Here is a 15,365-nt window from a genome sequence, read left to right on the forward strand (position 1 = left end):
CCCGCCACCCCTGCACTGAGGAGTACCCGTGGCCATCTCGGTCTTCGACCTGTTCTCGATCGGCATCGGCCCGTCCAGCTCCCACACGGTCGGCCCGATGCGCGCGGCGCGCATGTTCGCCCGCCGCCTGCGCAACGAGGGCCTGCTGCCCTCCGTCGCCTCGGTGCGCTGCGAGCTGTACGGCTCGCTCGGCGCGACCGGCCACGGGCACGGCACGCCCAAGGCGGTACTGCTCGGTCTCGAGGGCGCCTCGCCGCGGACGGTGGACGTGGAGACGGCGGACGAGCGCGTGGAGTCGATCAGGACCGCGGGGCTGCTGAAGCTGCTCGGCGAGCACGAGATCGGGTTCTCCTTCGACGACGATCTGGTGCTGCACCGCCGCAAGGCGCTGCCCTACCACGCGAACGGCATGACGGTGTGGGCGTTCGACACCTCCGGCGCCGAACTGCTGTCGAAGACCTACTACTCGGTGGGCGGCGGCTTCGTCGTCGACGAGGACGCGGTGGGCGCGGACCGCATCAAGCTCGACGACACCGTGCTGAAGTACCCCTTCCGGACCGGCGACGAGCTGCTGCGCCTGACCGAGGAGACCGGGCTGTCGATCTCCGCGCTGATGCTGGAGAACGAGAAGGCCTGGCGCACCGAGGAGGAGATACGGGCCGGGCTGCTGGAGATCTGGCGCGTCATGCAGGCGTGCGTGTCCCGCGGCATGTCCCGGGAGGGCATCCTGCCCGGTGGCCTGCGGGTCCGGCGCCGGGCTTCGATGTCGGCGCGTCAACTGCGCGCCGAGGGCGATGCGTTGGCGCACGCGATGGAGTGGATCACGCTCTACGCGATGGCGGTGAACGAGGAGAACGCGGCGGGCGGCCGCGTGGTCACCGCGCCGACGAACGGCGCGGCCGGCATCATCCCCGCCGTCCTGCACTACTACATCAACTTCGTGCCGGGCGCGGACGAGGACGGCGTGGTCCGCTTCCTGCTCGCCGCCGGCGCCATCGGCATGCTGTTCAAGGAGAACGCCTCCATCTCCGGCGCCGAGGTCGGCTGCCAGGGCGAGGTCGGCTCGGCCTGCTCGATGGCGGCGGGCGCCCTCGCCGAGGTCCTCGGCGGCTCGCCCGAACAGGTCGAGAACGCGGCCGAGATCGGCATGGAGCACAACCTGGGCCTGACCTGCGACCCGGTCGGCGGCCTGGTCCAGATCCCGTGCATCGAGCGCAACGGCATGGCCGCGGTGAAGGCGGTCACGGCGGCGAAGATGGCCATGCGCGGCGACGGCTCCCACAAGGTCTCCCTCGACAAGGTCATCAAGACCATGAAGGACACCGGGGCCGACATGAGCGTCAAGTACAAGGAAACCGCCCGCGGCGGACTCGCCGTGAACATCATCGAGTGCTGAACTCCCCTCCGCCTGGCGGAGAATGACGTTCCACCCGGGTCTACCCATCAGTAACCGTCTGCCCCTACGCTGCCGCCAACTCGGTGACGGCGAAGGGGATCTGACGCATGCGCGTGGTGAGACGGTGGGCGGCGCTGCTGGGCGCGGCCGCGATGCTGATGGCGGTACCGGGCAACGCCCAGGCGGCGTCGCCGAAGTTCTCGGAGACGACCGCGATCGGAACGCACAACGCGTACGACAAGGCCAAGTACACCTACTGGGCACAGGCGTTGGACTCCGGTGCCTCGCTGCTGGAGCTGGACGTGTACGCGGACAGTCTGAGCAGGCGGTGGCGGGTGAGCCACAGCAACCCGCTCGGCAACGACAACAACTGCGAGAAGGCGGCCACGCCGAGCGAGCTCTACAGCAAGAGCCGCAACCAGGACCTCGGCAGCTGCCTGGACAACATGGCGGCCTGGCAGCAGCTCCACCCCGACCACGCTCCCGTCGTCGTCAAGGTCGAGATGAAGGTGGGGTTCAACAACAACGTCGGCCTCGGCCCCGACGAGTTCGACACGCTGGTCTCGCGCAAGCTCGGCGGCAGCGTCTTCAGGCCGGCCGACCTGCTCGGCTCCTCCTACTCCACGCTCGACGCGGCGGCGAAGGCGAACGCGTGGCCGACGCGGGACGCGATGAAGGGCAAGTTCCTCTTCGAGCTCATCCCCGGCACGGTCGAGCAGCAGAACCCCTTCGACCACTACTGGACCGACGAGGAGTACGGCGACCACCTGCGCGACCTGTACGCGGCCGGGAACATCTCGGCGGCGCAGGCCTTCCCCGCGGTGCTCGGCGCGGCGGGCGGCGACCCGCGCACCGCCCGCTACGACAGCTCCATCCGGCCGTGGTTCGTCTTCTTCGACGGTGACGCGGCGTCGTACGTGAACAACGGCTACGACACGTCCTTCTACTCGGCGAACCACTACATCCTGATCATGACGGACGCGGCCGGCGTCTCCCCGGCGATCTCCTCGACCGCACCCACGGACGCCGAAGTGGCCGCCCGGCTGGCGCTGTTGGCCGCGGACCACGCGAGTCTGATCACTTCCGACTGGGCGGCGAAGCCGGCATCCGTGCTGAGTTCGGTGGCCGCGAGAAGTTGACGTCCTAAAGTATGGGGTGCCGCAACTCCTCTCCCCACCACAGCACTTCAGGGAGTCCCCCCATGCTGCACGGAATCGACGTCAGCGCGTTCCAGTCCGCCTCGTACGGTACGGACGGCCTCTCCTTCGCCTTCATCAAGGCGACGGAGGGCCGTTCGTACGTCAACCCGAGACTCGCCGCGCAGACGAAGACCGCCCGGGACGCGGGTCTGGTCGTCGGCTTCTACCACTTCCTGTGGCCGGGCAACCTCGAGGCCCAGGCCGAGTACTTCGTCAAGCACGCCCCCGAGAAGGCGGGCGACATCCTCGCCGTGGACTGGGAGACGACGAGCTCCGGGACGCACGCGAGCAACGCGGAGAAGGACTCGTTCATCCGCAAGGTGAAGGCGCTCAGGCCGAACAACCGGGTGATCCTCTACGCCAACAGGAACTTCTGGCTCGACATCGACCGCACCTCGTACGCCGGCGACGGCCTCTGGATCGCCGACTACGTCACGGCGGGCAAGCCCCGGATCAAGGCCAAGTGGCGCTTCCACCAGTACTCCAGCGAACCGCACGACAAGGATGTGGCGGACTTCGCGAGCAAGGCGGCGCTCAAGGAGTGGGCCGCGGGCGCCTGAGTGAGAGATCATTCCCCGTAGGGACGAGGGGAGATTCTCATGTCGGGTGGTTCGGTCGCCGCGGTCAGCAGCAACGAGACGTACTCGTTCACCAAGCCCAACCGGGAGAGCATCACGCTGCTCGCGGGGCTCGGTGTCGAGGGTGACGTGCACGCCGGGGTGACGGTGAAGCACCGGTCGCGGGTGGCCCGGGACCCCTCGCAGCCGAATCTGCGGCAGGTGCACCTCATCCACGAGGAGCTGTTCGGCGAGGTCCGGGAGGCCGGGTTCGAGGTCGCGGCCGGGCAGCTCGGGGAGAACGTCACCACGCGGGGGATCGACCTGCTCGGCCTGCCGGTCGGCGCGCTGCTGCGGCTCGGGGACGAGGCCGTCGTCGAGGTGACCGGGCTGCGCAACCCGTGTCTGCAGATCGACAACTTCCGCAGCGGGCTGCTGAAGCAGGTGGTCGGGCGGGGCGCGGACGGTGCGGTCCGGCACCGGGCCGGGATCATGGGTGTCGTCCTGCGCGGAGGCGTGGTGCGGCCCGGGGATCCGGTCGGGGTCGAGCTGCCGGAGGGGCCGCACCGGCCGTTGGAGATCGTCTGAGCCGACCGCGTCAGGCCCGGAAGTCCGCCGTACGCTCGGGGCTCGCCTCGGACAGCGCCTTCGTCACCCCGTCGACGCCCTCGCGCAGGCCGTACACCGGGGTGCCCGGCTGCTGGCGCCAGGAGTCGTCGAGGCCGCCGGCGTCCACGGTGTCGAAGCCGAGCTCGTCGATCAGCGCCCTGACCTTCCGCTTGGCCGCCTCGTCGTCGCCCGCCACCGGGAGGGCCTGCCGGTCGGGGGCGCCGGCCGGGCGCGGGCGTTCCAGGATGTCGACGGCGTAGGTGCCGTTGAAGGCCTTGATCACGGGGTGCCCGATCTGCCGCTCGGTCCAGCGGCTCTCGGTCAGGCCCTCGTCCTCGATCCCGGCGATCTTCCCGTCGCGCTGCTGCGGGTAGTAGTTTCCGGTGTCGATTACCGCGACGCCCTCGGCGGCCCCGTCGAGCAGGCCGGAGGGCAGGTCCGGAACGGCCTTCAGGGGGACGGTGACGACGACGATCTCCGCGTCCCGCGCCGCCTCCTCCACCGGCACCGGCGTCGCGCCGGTCTCCTCGGCCAGCTCGGTGAGGGTCTGCGGGCCTCGGGAGTTGGCCACGGAGACGTCGTGCCCGAGGGCGGTCAGCCGCCGGGTGAGGTTGCCGCCGATGTTGCCCGCGCCGATGATGCCGATCTTCATGACAGGCCTTGCCTTTCGGGTCGATGCACACGCATACGTCTGGTCGGCGACAACCCCGGCCCTCTCCAGGCTATTCCGTGAGCCGTCCGAACGGGTGACTCGGACGCGGACGACGATCTTGCCCGTGTGCCGGCCGGACTCCTCGACGGTGCCGGCGGCCTCGCTGGACCGCGGTCGTACGCACCGCCTGCTGACCGAGCTCCCCGAGGTCGTGCACCTGCCGGCCCCGGTCGGCGCCGACCGCTCGCTGCGGGCGGCCGTGGAACTGCTGGGCATGGAGCTGGAGGAGCGCGAGCCGGGCTCCAAACGGGAGTACGGCAGGGCACCGGGGCGATACCGCCGCCGGGCATGACGAAGGGGCGCCGGCGCACACCGCGCCGGCGCCCCTCGGGCGAGCGTCACTTGTTCAGGTACGCCCAGAACTCGTCGAACGACAGGACCTTGTCGCCGTTGAGGTCGCGGGTCTTGATGATGACCTCGGCCACCGACTCGGTGACGTTCCAGTCGCCCCCCTGGGCCAGAGCGGTCTTGAACTCGGCGGCGGTGATGAAACCGTCGCCGTCGGTGTCGATCCGCTGGAACTCCTTGCGCGCTGCTTCGATATCGGCCACCGATCCGCCCCTTTTATCCATGTTCCATTGCCGTGCTGGCGTACTGACGCAGGTCAGACTAACTGCCCGGATGCGCCTCCAGTGCGGCGACCACCCACCCGAACTCCTCCTCGAACGTCCGGACCGGCTCCCCCTTGAGGACACCGAGCAGTTCGCGGTACCGGGCGAGACGGGTGTTGTGGGTGGCCGTGATGCGTTCGAGGACGTCGCCTCGGTCGGCCCGGCCGAGCAGTTGCCCCAGCACCTCCTCGGCCTCCGGCGACTCCGGCGCGACGTTCTCCTCGCGCGCCCGGCCGACCAGCTCCACCAGCCGCTTGGCGAACCACATGGACGCCCCGGCAGGCGCCCCCTGTCCGCGGTCGGCGTGATTGAACTCGGCCGCCCTGCGCATCTGCGCCTTGAACTCGGGGTCCTGCACCATCTCCGCCAGCTCCACCCAGGCGTCCACCTGCTCGGGCGTCGGGTCGTCCGGCAGGTTCACCGCGGTGTTGCGCATCCGCTCGTGGACCTCCGGGTCGACGAGGTCGAGGCCGTGGAACATCTCCTCCACGAACTCCTCCATGATCCGCCGGCGCTCCGCCGCCGACAGCCGTGCCAGTCTGTTCATCAGGGTCATCTCCTCCGCGGACGAACCGCGTCGCGCCACGGACGACAGCACCGCACGGGTCACCTTCAGCGTGGCGATCCGCGCGTCCAGCGCGACCACGTGCGCCGCCGCGACCTCCGCGACCGTCCGCTCCCCCGCGAGCACCTTGCGCACGTCCTCCAGGCCGAGGCCCAGCTCGCGCAGGGTGCGGATCAGCTCCAGGCGGGCGGCGGAACCGGCGTCGTAGAGCCGGTAGCCGCCCGGGGAGCGGGTGACGGGGGTCAGGACGCCCTCGTCGGACCAGAAGCGGATCGTCCGCACGGTCAGCCCGGTGGACCTGGCCAGCTCTCCGATGGTGAAAAGTCCGGTGCCGTCGTCGATCATGTCTGCGAGTGTGGGCCTTCCAGTGGGTGGAGACTCAAGGAGCGCGGAGATGGAGACGTTGCGGGACATTCTCGCCGCGGCGGCCCGCGGTGTCTTCCCGCCCGCCGACGGCCGTACGACCGTCGTCCCGCAGGCCTCCCACCGGGACGCCGGGGTCCTCGCCTTCACCGCGCACTCCGTCGTCTTCACCGACGAGGATCCGGGCTGGGTGTACGACACCCTGCGCGCCACGGACTGCGACGCCCTGGCCGCCTCCATGAACCCGCGCTTCCTGGCGGCGTTCATGGAGCGCACGGGCCGCGGGGCGGAGACGATCGACGCGCTGCTGGTCGCCGCCCCCCTGCCCGGCGAACCGCCCCTGGCGCTGCGGGAGACCGCGGACGCCGCCCACTCCCGGGTCGGCTACGCCCGCGGTCGGCGCGACGAGGTGCGGGCCTGGACCGCGGACGGCGGAGTGCTGGTGACGGGGCGCGGGGTCGGCGGCCGGCTGGAGGTCTCGGTGGAGGTGGACGAGGGGGTACGGCACCGGGGGCTGGGGCGGCTGCTGGTGACCGCCGCCCGCCATCTCGTCGCGGAGCCGCTGTGGGCGCAGGTCGCCCCGGGGAACGCCCGCAGCGTGCGGGCGTTCCAGGCCGCCGGCTACCGGGCCGTGGGCTCGGAGGCGCTGCTGCTGCCCCGGTAGGTCCGGGTCAGCGGAAGATGCCCGTGTGGCCGAGCGAGTAGCGGCCCGGCTGAGGGTAGACCGCGAGCCCGTGCGGGCCGCTGCCGACCTTGATGCGGGCCAGTTCACGGCCGGAGGCGGTGTCGATGGCGTACACCTCGGCGTTGTAGCGGCCGGACAGCCACAGGACCTTGCCGTCCGCCGAGACGCCGCCCATGTCGGGGCTGCCGCCGCCGGGCAGGTGCCACTTCTTCGTGAGCTTGTTCTGCGCGAAGTCGAAGACCGAGATGCTGCCTTCGCCACGGTTGGAGATGTACATCTCGCGTGAGTCGCGGCTGATGTAGAGGCCGTGGGCGCCCTTGCCGGTGGGCAGGAAGGACGGCTGGGTGAACTTGTCGCCGTCGAGGATCCACACGCCGTCGGCCATCATGTCGGCGATGTAGAACCGCTTGCCGTCCGGGGAGATCTTCACGTCCTGCGGCATCGAGCCGTGGAAGGGGAGCTTCTGCTGGCCGATGACCCGCATCCGCTCGGTGTCGACCTTGAGCAGTTCGCCGCTGAACTCGCAGGAGACGATGAAGTACCGGCCGTCCAGGGAGAAGTCGGCGTGGTTGACGCCGTAGCAGCTGACCGGGACGGTCTTGACGCGCTTCATGGTGTGCGCGTCGCGGAAGACGAGTTCGCGGTCGAGGGAGGCCATGACGATCGCGTACTTGCCGTTCGGCGTGAAGTAGAGGTTGTAGGGGTCGTGGACGTCGACCGTCTTGCCCGCCTTGCCGGTCTTCGGGTCGATGGGGGTGAGGGAGTTGCCGCGGTCGTTGTTGACCCACAGCGTCTTCAGGTCCCAGGAGGGGACGACGTGCTGGGGCTGGGTGCCGACCGGGATCGTCTCGATCACCCGGTAGGTGGCCGGATCGATGACGGTGACGGTGTTGGAGTTGGTGTTGGGGACATAGACCCGGGAGGGGAAGTCCTTGACGACCGGGGAGAGCCTGTTCGGGCGGTCGGCCGCGTACACGTCCTTGGGGTCGAGGACGGGCGGCATGCCGGGCAGCCCCTGGACGGCGGCCTTCTTCTGGGCGGGCGCGACGGCCGCCTTGCTGCCGAGGGCCTCGTCCTTGTGCTGGTCGGCGCCGGAGGTGCAGGCGGCCAGGGAGACGAGGACGGCACTCGCGAGGAGAGCGTGAGCGATTCGGGTGCGCTGCATCAGCTGAACAACTCCGTGGTGGTCACCGCGGACAGGCCGCGGTGGGCGAGTTCTTCCAGGACGGCGGGGAGCGCCTCGACGGTGTCCGGGTAGCCGAAGTGCAGGCTGACCACGGAACCGGCGCGCACCTCGGCGGCGACCTTGCGCGTGATGGCGTCCGCGCCGGGCCGGGTGTAGTCGAGGGAGTCGATGTCGTACGACAGGACGTGCGGGTATCCGGCCTCGCGGGCCAGGCGTACGACGAGCGGGGAGGCCAGCGGGGCCCGGGAGGGGCGGAACCAGGTGCCGATCGAGCCGGTGAGGCGCCTGAGCCGGGCCGCGCAGGCGGTGATCTCGGAGCGGGCGTCCGCCTCTGACATGGTGTCGACCGCCAGGTGCCGTTGGGTGTGGTTGCCGAGGTCGTGGCCGCCGTCGAGGATCCGGCGGGCGATGTCGGGGTGCTCGTCGAGCCAGGTGCCGACGGCGAGGACGGTGAGGTGCGCGCCGTGCTTCTCGGCCTCGGTCAACAGGGAGTGGGCGATGGCGGGGTCGCCCTGGCCGTGGAAGGTGAGGGCGACGCGGGGGCGGGTGCGGGGGCCGTGGGTGAGCTGGGCGGGTCGGCCCGGGTAGCGGCGGGGGGCGGGGGCCGCTCCGGGGGAGGTCGGCTCGGTGGCGGAGGGTCCGGTGGACGTCGGACGCGACGCGGAGGGCGCGGAATGTGCGACGGCGCCGTGCGTGGCACATCCGGCGGAGAGGGCGCCTGCGGCGAGGAGGCCGGCGCCCGTGCGTAGGGCCGTGCGGCGGTCGGTCGGGGTCACCCGCACCATTTAAGAGGGACAGGGTAAGAAAACGGCCGATTGCCCCGATTGGGGGGATGTTTTCGGGTCGCGCCGCCCGGGACCGGAGCAGCACCTGGGCCTGCACGTCTGGGGGAGGCGGAGATTCGACGGCAGGCCTTAGCGGTCGGCGACGCGCATTTCGAACCAGGTCGTCTTGCCGCGGGGCAGCAGGTCGACGCCCCAGCGGTCGGACAGCTTGTCGACCAGGAACAGGCCGCGGCCGCTGATGTCGGTCTCCTGGACGGGCATCAGACAGGGCAGCCCCCGGGACGGGTCGCGGACCTCGATGCGGATCCAGCCCCTGCGGCGGCGCATACGGAGGCCGAACACCCGGGCGCCGGTGTGCCGGACGGCGTTGCCGACCAGCTCGGAGACCAGCAGGACCACGTCCTCGGTCATCTTCGGCGACAGTCCCCACTGGCGGAGGACGACGACCTGGGCGAGACGGCGGGCGGTGGCCGCGGACTCGGGGCGGGAGGGGAGCGGCACCTCCGCCTCCGTCGGGTTGCCGAACAGTTCCAGCGCCTTCAGCGCCCGTTCGTCCTCCACCGCGGGCGACCAGCGCGCCGCCGTCGCACGGCCGTGTCCCCGCGGCTGTTCGATGCCCTCCAGCCCCGCCATGCCCCCATCATGGCCGCCAAAAGCTCACTCCGGGGCCGTTCCGGGGGAATACGCCCCCCGGAATCAACCGCTCCGGATGGACTGTTCGGCATATGCCAGAGACAATTCGGGGTCATCTACAGCCCGGTTGAGCTGCGGCGCAGCCCCTGCGGGCGGCAATGGACCGCGCCCCTCGACAAACCAGACTTAAGGTTGCCTTAAGGCTCCCATAAACCGCCCCATCGAGGGACCGCCGGATCAGACAGCGTGTCAATTGCAAGCGGTTCAGAGGAACTTCGCCTTGCCGGGGCCCTCCTCCACGAAGCTCCGCATCCCCCGCTCCCGGTCCTCGGTGGCGAACAGGCCCGCGAACCAGTTCCGTTCCACCGCGAGGCCCGTGTCGATGTCGGTCTCCAGGCCCGTGTCGATGGACTCCTTGGCGGCCCGCAGCGCGAGCGCCGGGCCCTGCGCGAGCCGCGCCGCCCACTCGTGCGCCGCGGTGTACACCTCGGCGGCCGGGACGACCCGGTCCACCAGGCCCAGCGCCAGCGCCTCGTCCGCCTTGACCATACGGCCGGTGAAGATCAGGTCCTTGGCCTTGGAGGGACCGACCAGCCGGGACAACCGCTGGGTGCCGCCGGCACCCGGGATCAGACCGAGCAGGATCTCCGGCTGACCGAGCTTGGCGTTGTCCGCGGCGATGCGGAAGTCCGCGCACAGCGCCAGCTCGCAGCCGCCGCCGAGGGCGTAGCCGGTGATCGCCGCGACCACCGGCTTGGGGATGCGGGCGACCGCCGTGAACGAGTCCTGCAGGGCGCGGGCGCGCAGGACCATCGCCGTGTGGTCCATGTTCTGCATCTCCTTGATGTCCGCGCCCGCCGCGAACACCTTCTCCCCGCCGTAGACGATCACGGCCCGCACGTCCTCGCGCCGGGTCGCCTCCTCGGCGAGCTCCTTGAGCCGGTCCTGGGTGGCGACGTCCAGCGCGTTCATGGGCGGACGGTCGAGACGGATGGTGCCGACACCTTCGGCGACTTCGAGATTCACGGTCATGCAGGCAGGTTAACGGGGACTAACGGCAACGGCCCCGGTGCGGTACCTCACACCGGGGCCGTCGATCACCTGAGGTCTACGCCTTCCACTTCTCCCACGACATGTTCCAGCCGTTGAGGCCGTTGGCCGGGTCGACGGTACGGTCGTCGGAGTTCTTCACCGTCACCACGTCGCCGATGATGGAGTGGTCGAAGAACCAGGCGCCGGGCAGCGAGCGGTCGTAGCCGCCGCGCGCGTCGCGCAGGCCGATGCAGCCGTGGCTGGCGTTGTAGTTGCCGAAGGCGCCGCCGCCCCAGTAGTTGCCGTGGGCGAAGGTGCCCGAGTCGGTCAGCCGCATGGCGTCGGGGACGTCCTTGATGTCGTACTCGCCGCCGTAGCCGACCGTCTCGCCGTTCATCCGGGTCACCCGCAGCTTCTCGCTGATGACCATCTGGCCGTTCCAGGTGTCGTAGCCGGGCTTGCCGGTGGTGACGGGAAGGGTCTTGTACACCTTGCCGTCGCGCATGACCTTCATGGTGTGCTTCTTGGCGTCCACGATCGAGACCTGGTTGCGGCCGATGGTGAACTTCACGGTCTTGGCCTGCTTGCCGTAGACGCCGGGGCGGCCCTCGACGCCGTCCAGGTTCAGGCTGACGGTGACCTTGGTGCCGGACTTCCAGTAGTTCTCCGGGCGGAAGTCCAGGCGGTCGTTGCCGAACCAGTGGCCCTCGACGTCGACGGCCGGCTCGGTCTTGATGCTGATGGCCTTCTCGACGTCCCCGGGGTGCGTGATGCCCCGGGTGAAGCGGATCGAGAACGGCATCCCGACGCCGACGGTGGAGCCGTCCTCGGGGGTGAAGCTGCCGATGAAGGTGTTCTTCGGGGTCAGCGTGGTGAAGCTGGAGTCCTCGGCCGCCTGGCGGCCCTCGGAGTCCTTGGCGACGGCGTGCACGGTGTACTTGGTGGACGCGGCCAGGTGCGTGGACGGCGTCCACGAGGCGCCGCCGTCGGTGATCTTCCCGGCTATCGCCTCGCCCTTGGCGGTCTTGACCTCGACCTGCGTCAACTTGCCCTTGGTGGCGCTGACCTTGAGCGCACCGCTGGTGTCGACGGAGGTCGCGCCGTCCTTCGGGGCTATGGCGACGACGGCCACGGACTGCTTGCTCTGCGCGCTGTCGGCGCCCTTGCCCTTGGCGTCCCCGGAACCGGACCCGGAGCCCGAGCCACCCCCTCCGCACGCGGTGACGGTGAGGAGCAGGGCGCCGAGTATCAGCGCCGGCACTCCCCTGCCTCTGCGTCCGCGCGCGTCAACCGACGCCCCCGATATCGGCCGCACGTTCAAGTCGTTCTCCCCTCCCGGGCCTGGTCGGGCCCCACCCCAGTGCGCCAGCCCAGCGCATTCGCGCATATTAACCGCAGGGTTTTGAGAATCGTGTCAGCCGAAGGTCACCATTTCGTCCCAACATCAACTGCCCGCTTTCCACTCCTTCCACCCCATGTTCCATCCCCCGAGTCCGTTGTCGGGAGCGACCTTTTTGTCATTGCTGTGGACCACCTCGATGACGTCCCCGATCAGGCTGCGGTCGAAGAACCAGCCCGCGGGAGTGCCGGAGCCGCCGCCCTTGACGTCCCTGAGCCCCACGCACCCGTGGCTGACATTGACCCGGCCCGGGGCGTCCGGCGCCCAGTAGTTGCCGTGGACGAAGGTGCCGGAGTCGGTCAGCCGCATGGCGTGCGGGACGTCCGGGATGTCGTACTCGCCGCCGAAACCGACCGTGCGGCTGTTCATGCGGGTGACCTCGAGCATCTCCATCACCACCATCTTCCCGTTGTAGGTGGTGTGCTTGGGCGAGCCGGCCGTGATGGGCACGGTGGCCAGCAGGGCGCCGTCCCGCCGCACCTCCATGGTGTGCCGGGCCGCGTCGACCAGGGAGACCTGGCTGCGGCCGACGGTGAAGGAGAACGTCTTGTCCTGGATGCCGTAGACGCCGGGCGCCCCCTCGACGTCCCGCAGCCGCAGATCGACCGTGACCTGGGTGCCGGGCTTCCAGTAGTGCTCGGGGCGGAAGTCCAGGCGGGCCCTGCCGAACCAGTGCGGGCGGATCTCGACGGCCGGGCGGGCGGTGACGCGGATCGCGCGCTCCACGGCCGCGCGGTCCTCGATCTCCCGGTTGAACTCCAGGGAGACGATCATGCCGGTGCCGACGGTGGCGCGGTTCTCGGGGGTGACGTAGCCGATGAACCGCTCGTCGGGGACGTAGGTGGTGAAGGTCGTGTGGCGGGCCGACCTGCGGCCGTGCCCGTCCAGGGCGACGGCGTCGACGGTGTACTTGGCCGCCAGCGCCAGCCGGCCGTCGTCCGGCTCCCAGCGCAGGCCGTCGTCGGAGACGTGGCCGCGCACCTCGGTCTCCTGCGCGTCCTGCGCCTGAACGACCTTCACGGACTCCAGGCGCCCGCTGGGCACCCGCACCACGAGCCGCTGGTCGGGCCGGACGTCCTTGCTGCCGTCGTCCGGTGAGACCCGGATGACGTCCTCGGGAGCCGGGGGCTTGCCCAGGGCCTCGTCGATGCCGGTCGGGGAGGTGCAGCCGGCGAGCAGCCCCGCCCATGTCAGTACGGCCAGTGCGGCCCCGGCGCGCCGCGCGCGCCTGTGTGCGTCCTTCACATGCGTCCCAACGAGCGGCCCCGCCCTGGGGAAACGTGAGTGCGAGCCACGCTCTGGGCAGAACAGTGGGGAGGACGACGCGACGGGGAGCCGCGGCCGGGACGCCGTGCGCTCTCTTCCAGCTCCGTCCCGTGAGCCGTGGGAGGCCGACAGGTGTCCAGCGCAGCCGAGCAGAAGGCGGTCGCCGAGGAGGGCGTGCGCCCTGCCGCCGTGGTCGACGGCGCGCCCCGCAGGGTGCCGGGCGTGCCCGTGCGGCCGGGTGCGCCGACGCCGCTGGGCGCCCGGTTCCGTACCGGGCCGGACGGGGTGGCGGGCACCAACTTCGCGCTGTGGGCGGGCGGGGCGGAGGCGGTGGAGCTGTGCCTGTTCGACGAGCGGGGCAAGGAGACGCGGGTCCGTCTGACCGAGCTGACCCATGAGATCTGGCACGGCTTCGTGCCGGGGGTGGTGCCCGGGCAGCGGTACGGCTACCGGGTGCACGGCCGCTGGGACCCGTGGACCGGCGGCCGCTGGAACCCGGCCAAGCTGTTGCTCGACCCGTACGCGCGGGCGGTGGACGGCGACTTCGGGCTGCCGCCGGAGGTGTACGGGCATGTGCGCGACTGGCCGCAGCAGCACGTCGCGGACACCGTGCGCGACGAGCGGGACTCGGCGCCGTACGTCCCCAAGGGCGTCGTCGTCCACGATGACGACGACTGGTCCGACGACCGCCGCCCGAAGACCCCGTGGGCGGACTCGGTCATCTACGAGCTGCACGTACGGGGCTTCACCAAGCTGCACCCGGGCATCCCGGAGGAGCTGCGCGGCACCTACGCCGGGCTGGCGCACCCGGCGGCGATCGAGCACCTGGTGAAGCTGGGCGTCACGGCCGTCGAACTGCTGCCCGTGCACCAGTTCGCCCACGAGGACCATCTGCTGCGCCGCGGTCTGAAGAACTACTGGGGCTACAACTCCATCGGCTACTTCGCCCCGCACGCCGGGTACGCCGCCTCCGGTACGACGGGACAGCAGGTCGGCGAGTTCAAGCGCATGGTGCGGGCGCTGCACGCGGCCGGGATCGAGGTGATCCTGGACGTGGTCTACAACCACACGGCCGAGGCGGGCGAACTGGGCCCGACGCTGTCGCTGAAGGGCATCGACAACCGCGGCTACTACCGGCTGCAGTCGGACGCCAGGCGCTACGCGGACTACACCGGCTGCGGCAACACCCTGCAGGTGGTCCAGCCGCACGTGCTGCGCCTCATCACCGACTCGCTGCGCTATTGGGTGACGGAGATGGGCGTCGACGGCTTCCGCTTCGACCTGGCCGCCGCGCTGGCCCGCTCCATGCACGACGTCGACATGCTCTCGCCGTTCCTCGCGGTCATCGCCCAGGACCCGGTGCTCAGGCGCGTGAAGCTGATCGCCGAGCCGTGGGACGTGGGCTCCGGCGGCTACCAGGTGGGCGCGTTCCCACCGCTGTGGACGGAGTGGAACGACCGGTACCGCAACGCCGTACGGGACTTCTGGCGCGGGGCGCTGCCCGACGTGCGGGACCTCGGCTACCGCCTCTCGGGCTCCAGCGACCTCTACGCCTGGGGCGGCCGGCGCCCCTACGCCTCCGTCAACTTCATCACCGCGCACGACGGTTTCACCCTGCGCGACCTGGTGTCGTACGAACGCAAGCACAACGAGGCCAACGGCGAGGGCAACCGGGACGGCACGGACGACAACCGGTCCTGGAACTGCGGGGCGGAGGGCGAGACGGACGACGAGCGCGTACGGGCCCTGCGGCGGCGGCAGTTGCGGAACCTGCTGACCACCCTGCTGCTGTCGACGGGCGTGCCGATGCTGGTCGCCGGTGACGAACTGGGCCGCACCCAGCGCGGCAACAACAACGCCTACTGCCAGGACAACGAGATCGGCTGGCTGGACTGGGGGCTGCTGGCGGAGCCCGGCTGGAAGGCGCTGTTCGACCTCACCTCCCGGCTGATCGCGCTGCGCCACCGCCACCCGGTGCTGCGGCGCCGCGCCTTCTTCTCGGGCCGCGCGCACTCCGCGGACGGCCTGCGCGACCTGGCCTGGTTCACCTCGCGCGGTGCGGAGATGACGGAACGGGACTGGTACGCGCCCGCCGGCACGCTCGGCATGTACCTCTCCGGCCGGGACATCCCGGGCCGCGACGAGCGGGGCGAGGCGATCCTCGACGACAGCTTCCTCGCCGTCCTGCACGCCGGCGACCGCCCGTCGGACTTCGTACTGCCGGGCCCGCCGTGGGCCGAGCGGTACGAGGTGGTCGTCGACACCTCACGGGAGGCCCAGTCGGAGGAACCGGCGGTGACGCACCGGGCAGGAGCGGCGATCACGGTCCCGGCCCGCTCGGTGCTGCTGCTGCGGGTAGCCGGCTGA

Annotated in this window: 15 protein-coding genes and 1 pseudogene; 7 read left to right on the plus strand and 9 right to left on the minus strand. The window is 70.7% G+C overall.

All coding sequences use genetic code 11. The annotated features are described in order from the left end of the window. The first annotated feature begins 28 nt into the window (after positions 1–28). The 4 genes from ACIGDI_RS31655 to ACIGDI_RS31670 all read left to right on the plus strand — a co-directional run bounded on the left by ACIGDI_RS31655 (position 29) and on the right by ACIGDI_RS31670 (position 3,740). Positions 29–1,396, plus strand: a complete 1,368-nt coding sequence (locus ACIGDI_RS31655) for an L-serine ammonia-lyase (RefSeq protein WP_399903764.1) — start codon at positions 29–31, stop codon at positions 1,394–1,396. Positions 1,397–1,503: 107 nt separating this feature from the next. Further along, positions 1,504–2,535: a phosphatidylinositol-specific phospholipase C domain-containing protein gene (locus ACIGDI_RS31660; RefSeq protein ID WP_399903767.1), complete on the plus strand. Its 1,032-nt coding sequence runs from the start codon at positions 1,504–1,506 to the stop codon at positions 2,533–2,535. Positions 2,536–2,597: 62 nt separating this feature from the next. After that, complete coding sequence (locus ACIGDI_RS31665) at positions 2,598–3,155, plus strand: glycoside hydrolase family 25 protein (protein WP_399903770.1); 558 nt, start codon at positions 2,598–2,600, stop codon at positions 3,153–3,155. A gap of 39 nt (positions 3,156–3,194) precedes the next feature. After that, positions 3,195–3,740: an MOSC domain-containing protein gene (locus tag ACIGDI_RS31670; protein ID WP_399903773.1), complete on the plus strand. Its 546-nt coding sequence runs from the start codon at positions 3,195–3,197 to the stop codon at positions 3,738–3,740. 10 nt (positions 3,741–3,750) lie between these two features. Here the strand turns inward: ACIGDI_RS31670 and ACIGDI_RS31675 are convergent, their stop codons facing one another. After that, positions 3,751–4,413, minus strand: coding sequence for an NADPH-dependent F420 reductase (locus ACIGDI_RS31675; RefSeq protein WP_399903776.1), 663 nt, complete (start codon positions 4,411–4,413; stop codon positions 3,751–3,753). A gap of 163 nt (positions 4,414–4,576) precedes the next feature. On the opposite strand from ACIGDI_RS31675, the pseudogene ACIGDI_RS31680 reads away from it, so the two are divergent. Further along, a pseudogene (locus tag ACIGDI_RS31680) lies at positions 4,577–4,717 on the plus strand (cupin domain-containing protein); the annotation flags it as partial. A gap of 94 nt (positions 4,718–4,811) precedes the next feature. Here the strand turns inward: ACIGDI_RS31680 and ACIGDI_RS31685 are convergent. Together ACIGDI_RS31685 and ACIGDI_RS31690 are read right to left on the minus strand one after the other, a co-directional pair. Continuing rightward, the gene (locus ACIGDI_RS31685) at positions 4,812–5,024 is read right to left on the minus strand and encodes an EF-hand domain-containing protein (RefSeq protein ID WP_058923062.1); all 213 of its coding nucleotides are present in this window, start codon (positions 5,022–5,024) and stop codon (positions 4,812–4,814) included. Between the two features lie 58 nt (positions 5,025–5,082). Beyond that, positions 5,083–5,994, minus strand: a complete 912-nt coding sequence (locus ACIGDI_RS31690; protein WP_399903780.1) for a MerR family transcriptional regulator — start codon at positions 5,992–5,994, stop codon at positions 5,083–5,085. A gap of 49 nt (positions 5,995–6,043) precedes the next feature. Here ACIGDI_RS31690 and ACIGDI_RS31695 point away from each other — a divergent pair, with 49 nt between their 5' ends. Beyond that, complete coding sequence (locus ACIGDI_RS31695; protein ID WP_399903782.1) at positions 6,044–6,676, plus strand: GNAT family N-acetyltransferase; 633 nt, start codon at positions 6,044–6,046, stop codon at positions 6,674–6,676. Between the two features lie 7 nt (positions 6,677–6,683). On the opposite strand, the gene ACIGDI_RS31700 is transcribed toward ACIGDI_RS31695, so the two are convergent. The 6 genes from ACIGDI_RS31700 to ACIGDI_RS31725 all read right to left on the minus strand — a co-directional run bounded on the left by ACIGDI_RS31700 (position 6,684) and on the right by ACIGDI_RS31725 (position 12,977). Further along, positions 6,684–7,862 carry a YncE family protein gene (locus ACIGDI_RS31700; protein WP_399903785.1) on the minus strand — a complete coding sequence of 393 codons (1,179 nt, stop codon included), beginning with the start codon at positions 7,860–7,862 and terminating at the stop codon, positions 6,684–6,686. Continuing rightward, complete coding sequence (locus ACIGDI_RS31705) at positions 7,862–8,668, minus strand: polysaccharide deacetylase family protein (protein ID WP_399903789.1); 807 nt, start codon at positions 8,666–8,668, stop codon at positions 7,862–7,864. Before ACIGDI_RS31705 ends, ACIGDI_RS31700 begins: the two co-directional genes overlap by 1 nt. A gap of 129 nt (positions 8,669–8,797) precedes the next feature. Next, positions 8,798–9,301: an ATP-binding protein gene (locus ACIGDI_RS31710; RefSeq protein ID WP_058923067.1), complete on the minus strand. Its 504-nt coding sequence runs from the start codon at positions 9,299–9,301 to the stop codon at positions 8,798–8,800. 264 nt (positions 9,302–9,565) lie between these two features. Beyond that, the gene (locus tag ACIGDI_RS31715; protein ID WP_200705855.1) at positions 9,566–10,333 is read right to left on the minus strand and encodes an enoyl-CoA hydratase/isomerase family protein; all 768 of its coding nucleotides are present in this window, start codon (positions 10,331–10,333) and stop codon (positions 9,566–9,568) included. A gap of 76 nt (positions 10,334–10,409) precedes the next feature. Further along, a complete protein-coding gene (locus ACIGDI_RS31720; protein WP_399903793.1) occupies positions 10,410–11,654 on the minus strand; it encodes an Ig-like domain-containing protein in 1,245 nt (414 codons plus the stop codon). Positions 11,655–11,777: 123 nt separating this feature from the next. Then, positions 11,778–12,977 carry an Ig-like domain-containing protein gene (locus ACIGDI_RS31725; RefSeq protein WP_399903796.1) on the minus strand — a complete coding sequence of 400 codons (1,200 nt, stop codon included), beginning with the start codon at positions 12,975–12,977 and terminating at the stop codon, positions 11,778–11,780. Positions 12,978–13,130: 153 nt separating this feature from the next. Between ACIGDI_RS31725 and glgX the strand changes: the two genes are divergently transcribed. Then, positions 13,131–15,365 (plus strand): glycogen debranching protein GlgX, encoded by a 2,235-nt coding sequence (glgX, locus tag ACIGDI_RS31730; RefSeq protein WP_399903799.1) that lies wholly within the window; start codon positions 13,131–13,133, stop codon positions 15,363–15,365.

Origin of the sequence: Streptomyces sp. NPDC085900 (assembly GCF_044540925.1) — a bacterium.
In the GTDB taxonomy this organism is placed as follows: domain Bacteria; phylum Actinomycetota; class Actinomycetes; order Streptomycetales; family Streptomycetaceae; genus Streptomyces; species Streptomyces gilvifuscus.

Bases quoted from the DNA above. Each gene is read 5' to 3' on its own strand.
- ACIGDI_RS31695 (WP_399903782.1), top strand. From the start codon at position 6,044: ATGGAGACGTTGCGGGACATTCTCGCCGCGGCGGCCCGCGGTGTCTTC.
- ACIGDI_RS31660 (WP_399903767.1), top strand. From the start codon at position 1,504: ATGCGCGTGGTGAGACGGTGGGCGGCGCTGCTGGGCGCGGCCGCGATG.
- ACIGDI_RS31675 (WP_399903776.1), bottom strand. From the start codon at position 4,413: ATGAAGATCGGCATCATCGGCGCGGGCAACATCGGCGGCAACCTCACC.
- ACIGDI_RS31705 (WP_399903789.1), bottom strand. From the start codon at position 8,668: ATGGTGCGGGTGACCCCGACCGACCGCCGCACGGCCCTACGCACGGGC.
- ACIGDI_RS31700 (WP_399903785.1), bottom strand. From the start codon at position 7,862: ATGCAGCGCACCCGAATCGCTCACGCTCTCCTCGCGAGTGCCGTCCTC.
- ACIGDI_RS31670 (WP_399903773.1), top strand. From the start codon at position 3,195: ATGTCGGGTGGTTCGGTCGCCGCGGTCAGCAGCAACGAGACGTACTCG.
- ACIGDI_RS31715 (WP_200705855.1), bottom strand. From the start codon at position 10,333: ATGACCGTGAATCTCGAAGTCGCCGAAGGTGTCGGCACCATCCGTCTC.
- ACIGDI_RS31710 (WP_058923067.1), bottom strand. From the start codon at position 9,301: ATGGCGGGGCTGGAGGGCATCGAACAGCCGCGGGGACACGGCCGTGCG.
- ACIGDI_RS31665 (WP_399903770.1), top strand. From the start codon at position 2,598: ATGCTGCACGGAATCGACGTCAGCGCGTTCCAGTCCGCCTCGTACGGT.
- ACIGDI_RS31690 (WP_399903780.1), bottom strand. From the start codon at position 5,994: ATGATCGACGACGGCACCGGACTTTTCACCATCGGAGAGCTGGCCAGG.